Origin of the sequence: Streptacidiphilus monticola, assembly GCF_042658505.1 — a bacterium.
Classification (GTDB): domain Bacteria; phylum Actinomycetota; class Actinomycetes; order Streptomycetales; family Streptomycetaceae; genus Streptacidiphilus; species Streptacidiphilus monticola.
Map to the genome: position 1 here is coordinate 30,323 of NZ_JBHSQJ010000065.1, position 16,140 is coordinate 46,462.

General features: G+C 75.0%; 16 protein-coding genes. 8 read left to right on the forward strand and 8 right to left on the reverse strand.

Features of this window, described 5'->3' with window-relative positions; translation table 11 throughout:
• Positions 1–47: 47 nt before the first annotated feature.
• A complete protein-coding gene (locus tag ACFP3V_RS16505) occupies positions 48–1,187 on the reverse strand; it encodes a low temperature requirement protein A (protein ID WP_380584040.1) in 1,140 nt (379 codons plus the stop codon).
• Complete coding sequence (locus ACFP3V_RS16510; protein ID WP_380584067.1) at positions 1,184–1,885, reverse strand: hypothetical protein; 702 nt, start codon at positions 1,883–1,885, stop codon at positions 1,184–1,186. Before ACFP3V_RS16510 ends, ACFP3V_RS16505 begins: the two co-directional genes overlap by 4 nt.
• Before the next feature lie 739 nt (positions 1,886–2,624).
• On the opposite strand from ACFP3V_RS16510, the gene ACFP3V_RS16515 reads away from it, so the two are divergent.
• Genes ACFP3V_RS16515 through ACFP3V_RS16535 form a run of 5 tightly spaced genes read left to right on the forward strand, consistent with a single transcriptional unit; the run spans position 2,625 to position 6,404 of the window.
• The gene (locus ACFP3V_RS16515) at positions 2,625–3,701 is read left to right on the forward strand and encodes a lactonase family protein (protein WP_380584042.1); all 1,077 of its coding nucleotides are present in this window, start codon (positions 2,625–2,627) and stop codon (positions 3,699–3,701) included.
• Positions 3,698–4,141, forward strand: coding sequence for an NUDIX hydrolase (locus ACFP3V_RS16520; protein WP_380584044.1), 444 nt, complete (start codon positions 3,698–3,700; stop codon positions 4,139–4,141). The genes ACFP3V_RS16515 and ACFP3V_RS16520 overlap by 4 nt, the downstream gene beginning before the upstream one ends.
• Entirely contained in the window at positions 4,138–4,677 is a 540-nt protein-coding gene (locus tag ACFP3V_RS16525; protein WP_380584046.1) for an NUDIX domain-containing protein, read from the forward strand. The genes ACFP3V_RS16520 and ACFP3V_RS16525 overlap by 4 nt, the downstream gene beginning before the upstream one ends.
• Before the next feature lie 41 nt (positions 4,678–4,718).
• Complete coding sequence (locus tag ACFP3V_RS16530; RefSeq protein WP_380584069.1) at positions 4,719–5,288, forward strand: MOSC domain-containing protein; 570 nt, start codon at positions 4,719–4,721, stop codon at positions 5,286–5,288.
• Between the two features lie 60 nt (positions 5,289–5,348).
• Positions 5,349–6,404 carry a P1 family peptidase gene (locus tag ACFP3V_RS16535; RefSeq protein ID WP_380584048.1) on the forward strand — a complete coding sequence of 352 codons (1,056 nt, stop codon included), beginning with the start codon at positions 5,349–5,351 and terminating at the stop codon, positions 6,402–6,404.
• A 231-nt stretch (positions 6,405–6,635) separates the two neighbouring features.
• Here ACFP3V_RS16535 and ACFP3V_RS16540 read toward each other — a convergent pair whose 3' ends face one another.
• The gene (locus ACFP3V_RS16540) at positions 6,636–7,511 is read right to left on the reverse strand and encodes an ATP-grasp domain-containing protein (RefSeq protein WP_380584050.1); all 876 of its coding nucleotides are present in this window, start codon (positions 7,509–7,511) and stop codon (positions 6,636–6,638) included.
• A gap of 9 nt (positions 7,512–7,520) precedes the next feature.
• The gene (locus ACFP3V_RS16545) at positions 7,521–8,129 is read right to left on the reverse strand and encodes a winged helix-turn-helix transcriptional regulator (protein ID WP_380584051.1); all 609 of its coding nucleotides are present in this window, start codon (positions 8,127–8,129) and stop codon (positions 7,521–7,523) included.
• Positions 8,130–8,213: 84 nt separating this feature from the next.
• Here ACFP3V_RS16545 and ACFP3V_RS16550 point away from each other — a divergent pair, with 84 nt between their 5' ends.
• Positions 8,214–9,428, forward strand: a complete 1,215-nt coding sequence (locus ACFP3V_RS16550; protein WP_380584053.1) for a pyridoxal phosphate-dependent aminotransferase — start codon at positions 8,214–8,216, stop codon at positions 9,426–9,428.
• 157 nt (positions 9,429–9,585) lie between these two features.
• On the opposite strand, the gene ACFP3V_RS16555 is transcribed toward ACFP3V_RS16550, so the two are convergent.
• Both ACFP3V_RS16555 and ACFP3V_RS16560 read right to left on the reverse strand, forming a co-directional pair.
• A complete protein-coding gene (locus ACFP3V_RS16555; protein ID WP_380584055.1) occupies positions 9,586–10,425 on the reverse strand; it encodes a class II fructose-bisphosphate aldolase in 840 nt (279 codons plus the stop codon).
• Positions 10,426–10,429: 4 nt separating this feature from the next.
• Positions 10,430–11,371 (reverse strand): SIS domain-containing protein, encoded by a 942-nt coding sequence (locus ACFP3V_RS16560; protein ID WP_380584057.1) that lies wholly within the window; start codon positions 11,369–11,371, stop codon positions 10,430–10,432.
• A 346-nt stretch (positions 11,372–11,717) separates the two neighbouring features.
• Between ACFP3V_RS16560 and ACFP3V_RS16565 the strand changes: the two genes are divergently transcribed.
• A complete protein-coding gene (locus ACFP3V_RS16565; protein ID WP_380584059.1) occupies positions 11,718–12,401 on the forward strand; it encodes a 4'-phosphopantetheinyl transferase family protein in 684 nt (227 codons plus the stop codon).
• 66 nt (positions 12,402–12,467) lie between these two features.
• Here ACFP3V_RS16565 and ACFP3V_RS16570 read toward each other — a convergent pair whose 3' ends face one another.
• Positions 12,468–13,256 (reverse strand): DeoR/GlpR family DNA-binding transcription regulator, encoded by a 789-nt coding sequence (locus tag ACFP3V_RS16570; protein WP_380584061.1) that lies wholly within the window; start codon positions 13,254–13,256, stop codon positions 12,468–12,470.
• Between the two features lie 80 nt (positions 13,257–13,336).
• Positions 13,337–14,077, reverse strand: a complete 741-nt coding sequence (locus ACFP3V_RS16575) for a Mut7-C RNAse domain-containing protein (RefSeq protein WP_380584063.1) — start codon at positions 14,075–14,077, stop codon at positions 13,337–13,339.
• A gap of 326 nt (positions 14,078–14,403) precedes the next feature.
• On the opposite strand from ACFP3V_RS16575, the gene ACFP3V_RS16580 reads away from it, so the two are divergent.
• Positions 14,404–16,140: non-ribosomal peptide synthetase (locus ACFP3V_RS16580; RefSeq protein WP_380584071.1), on the forward strand; the 1,737-nt coding region annotated here is incomplete at its 3' end.

Below are 16,140 nucleotides of genomic sequence, written 5' to 3' on the forward strand. Positions count from 1 at the left end.
GTCGGTCGTGTCCGGATACCGCCGCCGGACCGGGGATTGAGTCCGCGTCAGGAACCCTCCGCGACGACGCCCGCCGACGGCCCGCTCCGGCCCTCGGCGGCCGTCAGTGCCACGACGAGGGCGGTGGCCAGGACGAGCGCGCACCAGCCGGCCACCCGGGCGGCCGGGAGGACGGTCCACACCGACCCGGCCGCGGCCAGCCGCTGCAGCGGCCAGCTGCGGGCGAGGACGCGGTGGAAGCAGGCGGCGCCGAACAGGAAGAGGCTCAGCCCCAGCGGCAGCAGCAGCGCCTCCGTGCCGTGCAGCGGGACGTCGAAGCCGCTGACGCACTCCTCCATGCCGACCGCCGCTACGGCGATGCCGAAGATCAGCACCAGGTAGGCGTAACCGTAGGAGTACAGCGAACTGCGCCCGCGCAGCTCCGGTGGGACCGCCTCCAGCAGGGACTCGCTGTCGCGGTCCTCGCGGTCGAAGTAGAGCCACCACAGCGCCGCGCTCAGCGCCAGGGCGAGCAGCGCGCCGAGGACCACCGGGGCCACCGCGCGCTCGTGGCTCGCGGCGGCGCCGACCTCCGCGATGGACTCCCCGAGCAGGATCAGCACCGCCAGGCCGTGCCGCTCGACGAAGTGCCCGACGCCGACGGTGAACCCGCCGATCCCGACGAGGAACGGCGAGACCACCTCGAGCAGGGCCGCCCCCGCGATCAGCCACCCGCGCGTCGCCGCGGGCGCCGCCCCCGCGGCGACGACGAGCAGCGCCGCCGTGAGGTTGAGCGGTCCCAGGCGCAGGATCCCGGCCCGGCCGGAGCTGGTGAGGAACCCCAGCGTGTGCACCAGGACGACCCCCAGGTAGGCGAGGCCGAACAGGAGCCCCCAGGGGCCCTCCTCGAAGGTCCGCGGCACGGCGACGGACATCAGGAAGAACGCCCCGGTCCCCGCGAGCACCAGCAGGCGGGGCCGGGTCCGGTCGAGGTCGAGCGAGTTGGTGAGCCACGCGAAGCCGCCGTACATCCACCAGGTGACGGCGAGCAGCAGCAGGCAGCGCAGGAGTCCGCGCCCGCTGGGGTCGTCCGCGAGGACGGACGCGATCTGGGTGATCGTGAAGACGAAGACCAGGTCGAAGAAGAGTTCCAGCGGCCGCACGCGCTGCGCGGGGGCCGCGGAGAGGGCCGGCTGCTCGGTGCTCACTCGGAGGAGTCTGACACAGCGTCAGCCGCGGACCGCGGGGCCGCGTACCAGCGCCAGGAGGACCGGCGCCCGCGTCCGGGCAGGTCGAGGCGGCCCGTGCACCAGAGCAGCGCGGACCACGGGTCGGCCTCGGCGGCTTCCGGCGCGTCGGGGAAGAGGCGCTGCAGGCTCCGGGCGACGAGATCGGCCGGCGGCTTCCAGCCCGCGCCTCCCGGCGCCAGGCCCAGGCCGGCCGCGAGGTCGTGGGTGTGGACCAGCGTCTCGACCACGCCCATCGCGGCGAAGCCCTCCGGATCGGCGAGGCCGAATCCGTGGTGGGCCCGGACCGCCGGGTCCGTGGTGCGGACCATCGCCGTGAGCAGCGCGCCGCTCGCCTCCAGCACCTGCAGCAGACCGGCGGGGCCGGCCTTGCGGTCGGCGTGCACGGCGTTGGCGGGTCCGCCGGGGCGGCGGGCCTGCCAGTCGAAGGGAACCTCGCGGTCGGTGGGCGGGACGGCGGGTCCGAGTTGGACGGCGTAGGCGAAGAGGTCGTCGGCGAGGTGCTCCACCGTCTCCCAGCAGGTCCACTCCAGGGTTCCGGCCCTGGGCTCGTCCACCCAGGCGGCCTCGGGGGCCTGTCGCAGCGTCACCAGGGCGAGCCCGACCGCCTCCTGGACGTCGTCTGCCCCGACCGGGCCGGAGAGGAAGCCGAGCAGCAGAGCCGCCTCCCGGCGCAGCAGGCCGGCGCGCTCAGCGTGCGCGGTCAGGCCCGTCAAGTGCGCTGCGGCGTCCAGACGTTCGGTGATCTCGGCGCGGACGACGGCGGCGACGTCCCTCTCCGTCAGCTCACGGCGCGCGGTCTCGGCCGCGCCTACGCCGAGGGGCGCCTGCTCGATGGCCCCGGCCCGGGGCGCCCGTCCGTCGAGCGGGACGGCCTCGGCGTTGTCGATGGCGGCGAGGGTGGCCCGGAGCACGCCGACGGCCGCCTTGTCACGGGCCCGCATGGCGTCGGTGAGGGCGTCGCGCAGACGGGTGCGGAGGTTCACTGGCGGCGTCATGCCCCGACCCTAGGCGGCGCCGCCCGGCCGCCGCGAGGGCTTTTGCCCTCACCGGGCCCTCCGGGCGAGCCCGACGGGCGCCCCGGTCGGAGACCCGCATGCGGACACCGCCACCCTCGCTGTCCGAACGGCCGCCCCGGCGTGGAGAACGCCGTCCCGCCCGGGACATTTGCCCCGCCTGAGCCCGCCTGCCCAGCTCCGGCGAGCGGCCCAGCGCGGAGATCCGGGTGCAGGCACTGAGCCCATCGCCGTCCCGAACGGCCGACCCGGCCCCGGTGTCGACGACCCGCCCGGGGCCATCCCCGTCACCGCACACCCGGGGCCGACCGCAGGTCATAGGCTGGGCCGGACGCGCCCCGCGCGGCGCGTGCCCGCCCATCCGCGCCCCAGGAAGGCCGACATGACCACCGACACTGCCCCCGGCACCGGCTCCCCCGGCGCCGCCCTGCCGCTGTTCGTCGGCACCTACACCGAGCGCCTCGGCCACGTGCACGGCAAGGCCGAAGGCGTCCTCCGCGGCGCTTTCGACCCGCGGTCCGGCGAGGTCCACGGAATCGGCGTGCTGGCTCCGACCCGGAACCCGTCCTGGGTGGCTGTCGATCCGTCAGCAGGCGTGCTGTACGCGGTGAACGAGGGCGGGGCCGGGACCGTCTCCACCTTCCGCCTCTCGGACGGGACCCTGCTCGGGCAGGTGGACTCGCACGGCGAGGACCCGTGTCATCTCTCCCTCAGCGCGGACGGCCGTCACGTCGTCGTCGCCAACTACAGCTCCGGCACGATCGCCGCCTTCCCCCGCCTCGACGACGGGACCCTCGGCGAGGCCTCGGACGTCGTGCAGCACCGGGGCGGCAGCGTGGACCCGGAGCGGCAGAGTTCGGCGCACCCGCACATGGTCTTCGTGGACCCGGTCAGCGGCCACGTCCTCGTGCCCGACCTGGGCCTGGACGCCGTGGTCGGGTACGAGCTGGACCCCAAGGGGACGTTCACCGAGCTGTTCCGGGTGAGCGTGCCCGCGGGCTCCGGCCCCCGGCATCTGGTGGCCGCGCCGGACGGGCAACGGCTGTACCTGGTGACCGAGTTGGGCAACACCGTGATTCCGCTGACCCGCGCGGGCGAAGGGCTCGTCGCCGGGGAGCCGGTGTCCACCCTCCCCCAGGACTTCACCGGGAGCTCCGGCGCGGCCGCCATCCGGATCAGTCCCTCGGGCCGCACACTGGTGGTCTCCAACCGGGGCCACGACAGTGTCGCGCTGCTGCGCGTCGACCCGGCGTCCGGCGTCCCCGTGCTGCGGGGCACGACGGAGGCGCGCGGCTCCGGCCCCCGGGACATGCAGCTGAGCCCGGACGGGCGTGTGCTGCTCGTCGCCTGCCAGGACTCCGGCCTGCTGCACGGCTTCCGCCTGGACGAACAGGCCGGGCGCCTGGAGCACCTGCACACCCTGGACGTGCCGACGCCGGTCTGCCTGGTCTTCGCGTGACCGGCGCGCCGCCGCCCGACGCCGCCGTCACCGTCGCCGAGGACGAGCGGGGCCGGATCGCGATGGTGCGCCAACGGTCCGAGGTGCACGGCGAGTTGTTCACCCTGCCGGGCGGCCGGGTGGAGCCGGACGAGTCGCCGATCGCGGCGGCCCGGCGCGAGCTGGCCGAGGAGACGGGACTCCGCGCGGCGCACTGGACCGTGCTCGGCGGCGGACCGACCGCGCTGCTCAGCCACTCGCCGGCGCGCCTCCACCTGTTCGCGGCACGCGGGTTGACGCCGGGCGCGCCCGCTCCGGAGGACGCCGCGCGGCTCACGCTGGTGTGGCTGCCGCTGGCCGAGGCGGTGGCCGCGGTGCGGCGCGGCGCGGTCTCGCTCACCGGGAGCGCCCTCGGTATCCTCCTGCACGCCGCCGACCGACAGGAGGGCCCGGGAGCATGACCCGTCGTCAACTCACCCACGGACGCTTCATCCGGGCCTTCGAGGAGGACTACACCCAGTACGACGGCACCGCTGCCGTCTGGGAGTTCGTGGAGACTCCCGACTCCGCCCGCGTGGTCGCGCTGGACGGGCAGGGCCGGGTGCTGCTCGTGGAGGACCACTACTTCCTGCAGCAGCGCCGGATGCTGGTGCTGCCCGGCGGCGGGGTCAACCCGGACGAGGACCCGGCGGCCGCCGCCGCACGGGAGTTGGAGGAGGAGACCGGCTTCCGCGCCTCGTCGGTCCTCCCGCTGGCGGTGCTGGACCAGCTGCCCTCCGCCACGGCGGCCCGGGCGCACCTGTTCGTCGCCACCGGCCTGAGCGTCGGCACCATGGCCCGCGAGGTGAGCGAGACGCGGATGGAGCTGCGTTGGGTCCCGCTCGACGACGCGGTCGCCGCGGCCCGCGAGGGCCGGATCACCGACGCGGCGAGCGTGGCCGCGCTGCTGCTGGCCGCGGCAAGGGCGACGCCCTCGCCCAGCCGCCCGCCCGCATGACCGGGCCCGCGCGTGGATAGGCTGCGGACGTGGACTGGGACATGGGGACGGACGTCGGCGGCCGACAGGTGACGGGTACGGTCGAAGCGGTCAGCGTGAGCGCGGGGCACACCTTCAGCAAGCCGAACGCCGGGGAGATCCGGCTGCTCGCCGGGCTCGGCGTGGAGGGGGACGCGCACCTGGGCGTGACCGTCCAGCACCGGTCGCGGGTCGCCCAGGACCCGACGCAGCCGAATCTGCGCCAAGTGCACCTCATCCAGGGCGAGTTGCACGACGAGCTGGCCGCGGCGGGGTTCACCGTGGCCCCCGGGGACCTCGGTGAGAACGTCACCACCCGTGGCCTGGACCTGCTCGCGCTGCCGCGCGGCACCCGCCTGTTCCTCGGCGACGAGGCCGTGGTGGAGGTGACCGGGCTGCGCAACCCCTGCCCGCAGATCGACGCCTTCCGGAAAGGCCTGCTCAAGCAGGTCGTCGGCCGCGCACCGGACGGCGGCATCGTGCGTCGCGCCGGCATCATGTCCGTCGTGCTGGCGGGCGGCGACGTCCGGCCCGGCGACGAGATCCGCGTGGAGTTGCCCCAGGGGCCGCACCTGCCGCTGGAGCGCGTCTGACCCTGCCCCCGAGGGGGCGTGGCGCGTGAGCGCGCGAGTGCCGCGGGGTACAGGAGGGGCATGACGAAACTCACCGACGTCCCCGGGTTCCGGGTCGGGCATGCCCAGCGGCACGGCGACGGGTGGCTGACCGGGACCACCGTGGTGCTGGCGCCGCCCGGTGGCGCCGTGGCGGCCGTGGACGTGCGCGGCGGCGGCCCGGGGACGCGGGAGACGGACGCCCTGGACCCGCGCAACCTGGTGGAGCGGGTGGACGCCGTGGTGCTCACCGGCGGCAGCGCCTTCGGGCTGGCCGCCGCGGACGGCGTGATGGCCTGGCTGGAGGAGCAGCGCCGGGGCGTCCCGGTGGGTCCGCTGCCCGGCCAGGTGGTGCCGGTGGTCCCGGCCGCCTGCATCTTCGATCTGGGCCGCGGCGGCGACTGGCGGGCGCGGCCGGGCGCGGTGCTGGGCGGCGAGGCGGTGGTTGACGCCCTGTCAGGCCGCTCGGGCGTGCTCGAAGGCTGCGTCGGGGCGGGCACCGGCGCGGTTGCGGGTGGAATGAAGGGCGGTGTCGGCACCGCGAGCCTGCGCACCCCCGGGGGCGCGACGGTCGGCGCAACGGTGGTGGTCAACGCGGCGGGGGACGTGGTCGATCCGGCCACCGGTCTGCTCTACGGGGACCTGTTCGCGGGCCGTCCGGTCCTCCCGCCCCCGGCGGAGGCGCACGCCCGCGCCCGGGAGCGGCTGGCCGAGGCCCGCGCGGAGACGCGGCGCCGCCAGGCGGGCGCCGAGGAGCCGCTGCACACGACGCTGGCGGTGGTGGCGACGGACGCCGCACTCACTCCGGCGCAGGCCCAGAAGCTCGCCGGGACGGCCCACGACGGGCTGGCCCGCGCGATCCGCCCGGTGCACCTGCTCACCGACGGGGACACGGTCTTCGCCCTCGCCTCGGGCCCGGTGCGCTTGCCGGAGGCCCCGGTGGAGCGCCTGCAGGAGCAGAACGCCCTGCTGGCCGCAGCGGCGGACGCCGTGACCGAGGCCATCGTCCGCGCGGTGCGCGCGGCCACCGGCGTGGAGACCCCGGGCGGGGTCTTCCCGTCCTGGCAGGACCTGTACGGGGCGGGCGCCGCGGAGTGAAGGCACCGGCCCACGGCTGGGGCCTGTCCGGCGGATCCTTCCGAACCAGCCCGCGTCGTTCCCCGCCCTTCGGGCGGGAGGTGCCCCAGGTGCGGCCGGCTCCAGGCGGCGGAGCGCCCTCGTACTGGACGTACGTGGGCGTTTCGCCGACACAGGACGAGCACCTCCCGGCCGGAGGCAGGGGATGCCGTGCCAAAGGGCGCGGACCCGGAAGGATCCGCCGGGCAGGCCCTAGACCAGGGCGGCCAGGCGGTCCGCGTAGCGGCCGACCGCGCGGCCCTCGTCCGCCTCCAGGAACAGCTCCGGCTCGATCAGTTCCAGTTCCATGACCTGGGGCGTGCCGTCCGCGCCCTGGACCAGGTCCACCCGCGCGTACTCGGTCGCCTCGGACCACGGCGCGGCAGCCAACGCAGCCGCGGCGACGGCCAGTTCGGCGTCGTCGGGGGTGTGCGGGTGCAGCGAACCGCCATGGTGCAGGTGGATGCGGTACTCCCCCGCCGCGGGGGCCTTGCGGACGGCGTGGCTGAACTCGCCCCCGAAGTAGACGAGCGACGTCTCCCCGCGGCTGAGCACGGAGGTGGCCAGCGGCTGCACCAAGGCGTCCTGGCGACCTGTCAGTTCGGCCAGATGGGCGGCGACGGCGGGGTCGTCCGCGTGGGCCCGCAGCGCGCCGCGGGCGCCGGCCGAGACGGCGGGCTTGACGACGAGTTCGGTCCGGGGACCGAAGGCGCCGAGCGCGGCCAGCGCGGTGGCGTCGTCCGAGCCCTGCGGGACCAGCCGGGTCGGCACCACCGGCACGCCGGCGCGGGCGAGTTCGACGAGATACCCCTTGTGGCTGTTCCAGGCGACCAGCTCCGGCGGGTTGCGCAGCAGGGTGCGGGCGGCCATGCCGCGCAGCGCGGTCAGGAACTCCTCGCGACGGTCCCAGTAGTCCCAGGTGGTGCGGACCACGGCCAGGCCGAAGCGCGACCAGTCGGTGTCCGGCTCGTCCCAGGGCAGCAGCTCCGCCCGGACGCCGCGCTCGGCCAGCGCGTCGATCAGCAGGGCGTTCTCGGGCACTTCACGGGGCATGGTCCGACCGGTCAGCAGGACGACATCAGCGCTCATGCTGTCAATCTAACGGTTCAGCAGATCACCGCTCGGGGCGGCTGTCAGCAGCTCGGCCAGCGGTCGACGCCCTTGCAGCAGAGCCACCAGGTCATCGTCGGCGAGCGAGAGGCGGGCGTGCGGCTCCGCGGCCGCGCCCTCGGCGAAGCCGAACTCTCCTGCCGCGCGCACGAGATGGAACCGTCCCGCGCCCAGCGTGACATCGAGGACGAAGTCCGCGGGCAGGCCGGGCTCGCGCTCCAACAGGCCGATCAGCGGGACGGCGAACCAGTGCGCCCGGACGGCGTCGGTGGGCCGGGGCTCACCGAGGGCGTCGGCTCCCCAGGCGGCGAGCGCGGTGAGCACGGGCAGCAAGGAGCGTCCGGCGGCCGTGAGTTCGTAGACCTGGGCGCTGGCGGGGGCGGGCAGCCGGCGGCGCTCCAGCAGTCCGTCGCGCTCCAGGTCCTTGAGCCGCGAGGCGAGCATGTCGGTGCTGACGCCCGGCAGGTCGGCGTGCAGGTCGGTGTAGCGGCGCGGGCCGGCCAGCAGTTCGCGGACGACGAGCAGGGTCCAGCGGTCCCCGACGGTGTCGAGGGCGCGGGCGACGGCGCAGTACTGGTCATAGCTTCGGCGTGCCATGCGGATCAGTGTAGAGGTGTGGTAGGAATTTCCAAGTCGCTACTTGGAAGAACCAAGGGGTACCACCCAGGGGAGGGCCGGGGCATGGAGTTCCGCCAGTCCAACAAGCTGAACGGGGTCTGCTACGAGATCCGCGGCCCCGTGATCGAGCACGCAGACGCCCTGGAGGAGGCGGGCCACAGCGTGCTGCGGCTCAACACCGGGAACCCTGCCGCCTTCGGCTTCGAGGCCCCGGAGGAGATCCTCCAGGACGTGATCCGGATGCTCCCCCGGGCCCACGGCTACACCGACTCCCGCGGCATCCTCCCCGCCCGCCGTGCGGTGGCCCAGCACTACCAGACCCGCGGTTTCGAGAACGTGGACGTGGACGACGTCTACCTCGGCAACGGCGTCTCCGAACTGATCTCCATGGCGGTGCAGGCCCTGGTCGAGGACGGCGACGAAGTCCTCATCCCCGCCCCGGACTTCCCGCTCTGGACGGCGGTGACGACGCTCGCGGGCGGCAAGGCGGTGCACTACCTGTGCGACGAGGAGTCCGACTGGTACCCGGACCTGGCGGACCTTGAGTCGAAGATCACCGACCGGACCAAGGCGCTGGTCGTCATCAACCCCAACAACCCGACCGGCGCGGTGTATCCGCGCGAAGTGCTGGAAGCCATGCTGGAGTTGGCCCGCCGTCACGGGCTGATGGTGCTGTCGGACGAGATCTACGACAAGATCCTCTACGACGGCGCGATCCACCACAGCCCGGCCGTGCTGGCGCCCGACCTGGTGGTGCTGACCTTCAGTGGCCTGTCCAAGGCCTACCGCGTGGCCGGCTTCCGCAGCGGTTGGCTCGTCGTCTCCGGTCCGCGGCACCTGGCGAAGGACTACCTGGAGGGCCTGACCATGCTGGCCTCCATGCGCCTGTGCGCCAACGCCCCCGCGCAGCACGCGATCCAGGCCGCGCTCGGCGGCCGCCAGAGCATCGAGGACTTGGTCCTGCCCGGCGGGCGGCTGCTGGAGCAGCGGGACGTGGTGTGGGAGCGGTTGAACGAGATCCCGGGCGTGTCGTGCGTCAAGCCGAAGGGCGCGCTCTACGCGTTCCCGCGGATCGACCCGGAGGTGCACAAGATCGTCGACGACGAGCGCTTCGTGCTGGACCTGCTGCTGCGGGAGAAGATCCAGGTCGTCCAGGGCACGGGCTTCAACTGGCCCCGGCCCGACCACTTCCGTCTGATCACCCTGCCCCGCGCCGACGACCTCGAGTCCGCAATCGGGCGTATCGCCCGTTTCCTCTCCTCTTACCGACAGACCTGAAGTTGCCCTCCCGGGGCGCGAGGAATCGCGCGACCAGCCCACCACTCGGGGAGGTCCGACGGGACGAACCTCCGCGGGCGGTGGCTGGTCGCGCTGGGGGCACCTCCCGCCCGAAGGGTGGGGGATTCCTCGCGCCCCCGGAGGGGGCTGCGCCGCCTCAGGGGGCGGCCAGGAGCCGGAGGAGTCGCGCCGCCTCGTCTGCCACCGCGTCCCTCGCCGGGCCGAGGTAGGTGCGGGGGTCGGACGTGGCCGCCGGCGCGGCGGCCAGCACCTCCCGCACCACCGCCGTGAACGAACGGTTCAGATGGGTCGCGATGTTCACCTTCGTCAGTCCCGCGCGCACCCCCCGCACCAGCCCCTCGTCGCTGACGCCCGACGACCCGTGCAGTACCAGGGGCACGTCCAACCCGGCCCGCAAACAAGCGATGAGGTCGAAGTCCAGCTCCGCGTCCCGCGTGGTCATCGCGTGCGAACTGCCCACGGCGACGGCCAGCGCGTCCACGCCCGTCGCCCGGACGAACCGTGCGGCCTCCGCCGGATCCGTACGGGCACCGGGGGCGTGGACGCCGTCCTTGCCGCCGACCTCGCCCAACTCCGCCTCCAGCCAGACCCCGTGACGGTGGCACAGCTCCGCCGCCTCCCGGGTCGCGGCCTCGTTCTCCGCGTACGGCAGCGTGGACGCGTCGAACATCACCGAACCGAAGCCCAGGGCCACCGCCTCCGCCACGAGCGCCGGATCCTCGGCGTGGTCCAGGTGGACGGCGACGCGCGCCTCGCTGCGGCGTGCCAGCGCGAGCATGGCGAGCCCGATGGGCTCCATGCCCCCGTGGTAGCGGACCGTGTTCTGGCTCAGCTGCAGGATGACCGGCAGCCGGGCCTTCTCGGCCGCCGCGACCAGCGCCTCGGCGTGCTCCAGCTGGACGACGTTGAAGGCACAGATCCCGGTGCCGGCCGCTGCCGCCCGGGTGACGAGTTCGCCGGTTGCTACGAGTGGCACGGTCTCAGCCCTCGCCGTCCAGGACGACGGAACGGGTCAGGTGGCGGGGCCGGTCGGGGTCCAGGCCCTGGGCGTGGGCGCGGGCGACGGCGAGCCGCTGGACGCGGACCAGGTCGGCCATCGGGTCCACCGTCGCGTCGTGGACCAGCCGGCCGCCGGTGCGGGCGATGTCGGCGGCCAGCCCGGCCGGGACCTCGCCCAGGGCCCAGGTGATCCGGTTCGGGCCGCAGATGGCGATGGGGCCGTGCCGGTACTCCATCGCGGGGTAGGCCTCGGTCCAGGAGACGGCCGCCTCGCGCATCTTCAGCGCGGCCTCCAGGGCCAGGCCGTACGTCCAGCCGCGCCCGAGGAAGCTGAACTGATCGGCCTCCAGCCAGGTTCGGGGCAGCGCGTCGCCCCCGGTGCGCTCGGCGTCGTCCGCTGCGGCGAGCACCTGGGCGCCGCCGCCGAGGTGGGTCCGGAACAGGGCGAGCGCCGTCGTCGCGAACCGGGTCTGCACGACGGACCGCTCGTCGGCGAAGTCCAGGACGACGACGTGCTCGGCCTTCGCCATGACCGGGGTCTCCGGATCGGCCGTCACGACCGTGCGCCGAGCACCGCCCGGCCGGGCGTCGAGGAGCTGGAGCACCTCCGTCGTCGTGCCGGAGCGGGACAGCCCGACGATCCGGTCGTAGCGGCGGCCGGAGGGGAACTCGGAGGCGGCGAAGGCGTCCGTCTCGCCCAGTCCCGCCTGCTCGCGCAGCACGGCGTAGGCCTGGGCGACGAACCACGAGGTGCCGCAGCCGACCACGGCGACGCGCTCGCCGGGCTGCGGCAGGTCGGCGGCATAGGCGGGCGCGAGCGCGGCGGCGCGCCGCCAGCAGTCGGGCTGGGACGCGATCTCCAGGGACGTGAGCGAGGGCGTCCCGGCGGCTTCGGTGCCCTCCGGGGCTTGGGCGGCGGTCACACGCGGCTCCTCTATGAGCGGAGGCTTGTTGAGCTACTGCTCGTTTGTGCTCGGAGACTAGCCATGATGAGCACTTTCACGCAATCATCGCTGGTCATGATGCGCCGTCCCGGCATCGACGTAAGCGGCACGAACACCAAGACCGTCCGGCTGGCCCCCGACGACCGGTCAGATCCGGTCCACCGTGCAGGAGTCCACGCCGCGCAGCGCGTCCGGCACCCTCGACGCCCCTGCGCCCGCGGCACCTCCGGGTGTGCCGAGGCCGAGGCGTCGGCCGCCCCCACAGCGCCCCNGCGCGGGCCGCTGCCGTCCCTCGCGGAGGGCGCTGCCCGGTAGCCTCGTCGGCGTGATCACGCCGACGCCCTTCACACCGGAAGCGCCGCCGACGACGGGCCTGGACCTCTGGCTCGTCGACACGGCCGCGCACGCCGCGTGGGCGTCGGCGCTCGGGGACTCCGTCCTCTCAACAGCGGAACGGGCCCGCGCCGCCGGCTTCCACCGCGAGGACGACCGACGCGACTACGTCGTCTCCCATGTGGCGCTGCGCGTGGTGCTCGGCGCGCGAACCGGGGTGCGCCCGGCTGCCGTCGCCTTCACGCGCGCGGCCTGCCCCGGCTGCGGCGGTCCCCACGGCCGCCCTGAACTGGCCGACGGCGCAGCCGAGTTCTCGCTCTCGCACGCCCGCGGCGCCGCGCTGGTGGCGGTCGCCGCCGGAGTGGTGGGCGCAGACGTCGAGCTGCTGCCCGCGGCCGACGTCCTCGCCGACCTGACGACCGCTCTGCACCCGCGCGAGCAGCAGGAGTTGGCCCTGCTCCCGACGGAGGGGCGGCCTGCCGCGTTCACGCGGGCGTGGAGCCGCAAGGAGTCCTACCTGAAGGCGCTGGGCACCGGCCTCAGCCGCGATCCCGCCGCGGACTACCTCGGCACCGGCCCCGCTCCCGCCGCGCTCCCCGGCTGGACGGTCGCGGACGTCGCGGTCCCCGAGGGCTACCGCGCCGCCGTCACCGTCAGGGCTGCCGCCGGCGCGTAGCGCCGTGGCCGGGCGGGCCCACCGGCGGATCCTCCAGCGTCCGACCGGACGGGCCCCCTTGGCGATTCAGGCCCGGATCACCTTGACGCCCGCCGCCTCGAAGGGCTCCAGCTGCGCGTCCGTCGCGGAGCGGTCGGTCACCAGGGTGTCCACCGCGTCCAGCCCGCAGATGCGGGCGAAGGCGCGCTGGCCGACCTTGGTGGCGTCGGCCACGACGATCACCCGCTCGGCCCGCTCGACCAGGATCTTGTTGATGCCGGCCTCGGCCTCGTTCCGGGCGGACGCCCCCTGCCGCGCGTCGATGCCGTCGACGCCCAGCAGCGTGACGTCGAGGGAGAGCTCGCCCAGGACCAACGGGGCCAGCGGGCCGACGAGTTCGTAGGAGCGGGCGCGCGCGACGCCGCCGGTGAGCACCACCTTGACGTCCGGACGGATCGTCAGCTCGTGGGCGATGTTCAGCGCGTTGGTCACCAGGGTCACCGCGTCCGTGTCCGGGACGCCCGGGAGCTGCCCCAGCCGCAGCGCGATGGCGCGGGCGACCTCGGTGGTCGTGGTGCCGCCGTTGAGGCCCACCATCATGCCCGGCTCGACCAGCGCGGCCGCCGCCGCGGCGATGCGGGACTTCTCCTCCGCACGCGCCGCCGCCTTGTACCGCAGCGGCAGCTCGTAGGTGACGGCGCTGACCCGAGCGCCACCGCGGGTGCGCACCAGCAGCTGCTGCTGGGACAGTTCGTCGAAGTCGCGGCGGATGGTGGCCGGGGAGACGTCGAGGCGCTGGGCGGCCTCCTCCACCGAGAGCTGCTCGGTGCTGCCGAGCAGCTCCAGCAGCGCATTGCGCCGGGCGTGCTTGTCCATGTCGCGGAGACCCGATTTCCCGTCAGAACCGATCAGCTGTCACGCAGCCACTGCGCGCGGTTGCGGCGACCGGGACGATCCTATGCCTCCCGGGCGTCCGCAGGTCCGGGCGGGAACTCGGCGAGCGCCGCGGCCACGACGGCGTCCAGGTGCCCGTGGTGGGCACCGCGCCAGTACGCCTTGCCGCAGGCCGTGCACCGGGCGAAGGTGTCGTAGGTCCGCTCGGTGCCCAGGGCCAGCTGGTCGGCGACCTCCGACTTGGGCACCTCCCGCAGCAGGCCGTTGCACGCGGTGCACCGGGTCCACGGGGCCAGCGGGGGTGCGAACCGGCCCAGCACCTCCCGCAGTTGCTCCTCCGGGCGGTGGCTGTAGACGTAGGCGCCGGCCCACAGTTCGCGCCGTCGCAGCAGGCCGCGGTCGCGGGAGAGCATGACGCGCCGCTCCTCCGCCGAGCGGGCGGCCAGGGCGGCGTCGCCGATGTCGGGGTTCTCGTACGCGGCGTCGACACCGAGCAGGCGCAGCCGCCGGGTCAGCGTGCCGAGGTGGATGTCGAGCAGGAACCGCGGCGGTCCGGGCAGGGGCTGCGGGCGCGGCACGGGCCGGACGGCGATCCGCTCGCCGTCGGCGGGTACGTGGGAGGCCGGGACGGGCCGCCCGTCCGCCTCCAGCGTGCCGACCTCGGTCAGCGGGATGCCCAGGGCTTCGACGACATGCCCGAGGCTGGAGCTGCCGTCGGTGCGCACGGGCGCGGCGCGGCGGGCCTCGGGGACGAAGACGTGCAGCTCGGGGTCGATGTCGAGACGGATCTCCGGTCGGTCCACGTCCACAGCATGCCAGCTCGCGGCTCCGGGCCCGGCCGGATTTTCCGGCGGCCCACGCCAGAGCGCACCGTGACGCCCGGGGCACGGGTGCGCCGCGTGCAAGAGCGGCAGGAATCGGTCAAGAGCGACGTATGGCGGGCGCGTGAAGCGGCGGTTCCGGCACAGCCATGCCACAGGATGCCCGGGGGCGTCCGGAGTCAGGGCTGCGACGTCCGGAATCCGACGCCGCGCGCGAGTCGCGCGACCGACCATGAGCAAGGCAGATGAGCACGACTGAGCACGTGAGGCCGGCCCCGGCCGGGGAGATCGGGGCGGCCGGGGGGACCATGCCGCCAGGGGCGGCCGCAGGCGCCGTCTGGCCCGTGGCGGCGCCCGCCGGGCCGAGGACGCTGGTGGAGGTGCTGGCCGAGACCGCCGCCCGCTGGCCGCAGGCACCGGCGCTGGACGCCGGGGGGCGGGTGCTGACGTACAGTCGGCTGCTCGCCGAGGCGGAGCTGCTGGCGCGGCGCCTGGCCGCGGCCGGGGCGGGCCGCGGCTCGCGGGTCGGGGTCCGGGTGCCGTCCGGGACGGCGGACCTGTATCTCGCCGTCCTGGCGGTGCTGCTGACCGGCGCGGCCTATGTGCCGGTGGACGCGGACGACCCGGACGAGCGGGCCGAACTGGTCTGGACGGACGCCGACGTGCAGCTCGTCGTCGGGGCGGACCTGGCGGTGGAGCGCCGACGTGCCGGCTCCGGCGGGATGGAGCGGCCGCTGCCCTCGGACGACGCCTGGATCATCTTCACCTCGGGAACCACCGGACGGCCCAAGGGGGTTGCGGTCTCGCACCGGTCCGCCGCGGCCTTCGTGGACGCCGAGGCGCGCCTGTTCCTGCGGGACTCCCCGCTCGGGCCGGGCGACCGGGTGCTGGCGGGGCTGTCCGTCGCCTTCGACGCGTCCTGCGAGGAGATGTGGCTGGCCTGGCGGCACGGCGCCTGCCTGGTGCCCGCGCCCCGGGCGCTGGTGCGCAGCGGCGCGGAGCTGGCCCCGTGGCTGGTGGAGCAGGGCGTGACCGTCGTCTCGACCGTGCCGACGCTGGCCGCGCTGTGGCCGGTGGCGGCGCTGGAACGGGTACGGCTGGTGGTCCTGGGCGGGGAGGCGTGCCCGCCTGAGCTGGTGGAGCGGCTGGCCGCGCCGGGGCGCGAGCTGTGGAACACCTACGGGCCGACCGAGACGACCGTGGTGGCCTGCGCCGCGCCGCTGACGCCCGGTCAGCCGGTGCGCATCGGCGCGCCGTTGGACGGCTGGGAGCTGGCCGTCGTGGACCCGCAGGGCAAGCCGGTGGCCTGGTTCGAGACCGGCGAGCTGCTGATCGGCGGCGTCGGCACGGCCCGCTATCTGGACCCGGTGCGGGACGCGGAGCGCTTCGCGCCGAGCCCCGCACTGTCCTCGCCCCGGGTCTACCGGACCGGGGACCTGGTCGTCGCCGACCCGGACGGCCTGGTCTTCGTGGGCCGGGCGGACGAGCAGGTGAAGCTGGCCGGACGCCGGGTGGAGCTCGGCGAGGTGGACGCGGCGCTGCAGGCGCTGCCGGGGGTCCGCGCGGCGGCGGCCGCGGTGCAGCGCACGCCCGCGGGCGGCCAGGTGCTCGTCGGTTACGTCGTCGCGGACCCGGCCCGGGAGCTGGACCTCGGCGCCGCCCGCACCGCGCTGCTGGACCGGCTCCCCCGCGAGCTGGTGCCGGTGCTGGCCCGGGTGGAGGCACTGCCGACCCGCACGTCCGGCAAGGTGGACCGGGCCGCGCTGCCCTGGCCGCTCGCGCTGCCCGAGGGGCCGGGCAGCGGCGAACTAGCCGGTACCGCAGGCTGGTTGGCGGAACAGTGGCGGGCGCTGCTGGGCCTCCCGGTGACGGCCGACAGCGACTTCTTCTCGCTCGGCGGCACCAGCCTCGCCGCCGCCCGGCTGCTGACCACGGTGCGCGAGCGCTTCCCCACCGCCTCGGTCGCGGACCTCTACGCACACCCGGTGCTGCGTGATCTGGCGGCGCATCTGGACGCGCTGCCGGCCGCCCCGGCGCGGGCGGCC

Coding starts and splice junctions, on each gene's coding strand:
- ACFP3V_RS16515 (WP_380584042.1), top strand. CDS start 2,625: ATGACCACCGACACTGCCCCCGGCACCGGCTCCCCCGGCGCCGCCCTG.
- ACFP3V_RS16525 (WP_380584046.1), top strand. CDS start 4,138: ATGACCCGTCGTCAACTCACCCACGGACGCTTCATCCGGGCCTTCGAG.
- ACFP3V_RS16530 (WP_380584069.1), top strand. CDS start 4,719: ATGGGGACGGACGTCGGCGGCCGACAGGTGACGGGTACGGTCGAAGCG.
- ACFP3V_RS16535 (WP_380584048.1), top strand. CDS start 5,349: ATGACGAAACTCACCGACGTCCCCGGGTTCCGGGTCGGGCATGCCCAG.
- ACFP3V_RS16540 (WP_380584050.1), bottom strand. CDS start 7,511: ATGAGCGCTGATGTCGTCCTGCTGACCGGTCGGACCATGCCCCGTGAA.
- ACFP3V_RS16545 (WP_380584051.1), bottom strand. CDS start 8,129: ATGGCACGCCGAAGCTATGACCAGTACTGCGCCGTCGCCCGCGCCCTC.
- ACFP3V_RS16550 (WP_380584053.1), top strand. CDS start 8,214: ATGGAGTTCCGCCAGTCCAACAAGCTGAACGGGGTCTGCTACGAGATC.
- ACFP3V_RS16570 (WP_380584061.1), bottom strand. CDS start 13,256: ATGGACAAGCACGCCCGGCGCAATGCGCTGCTGGAGCTGCTCGGCAGC.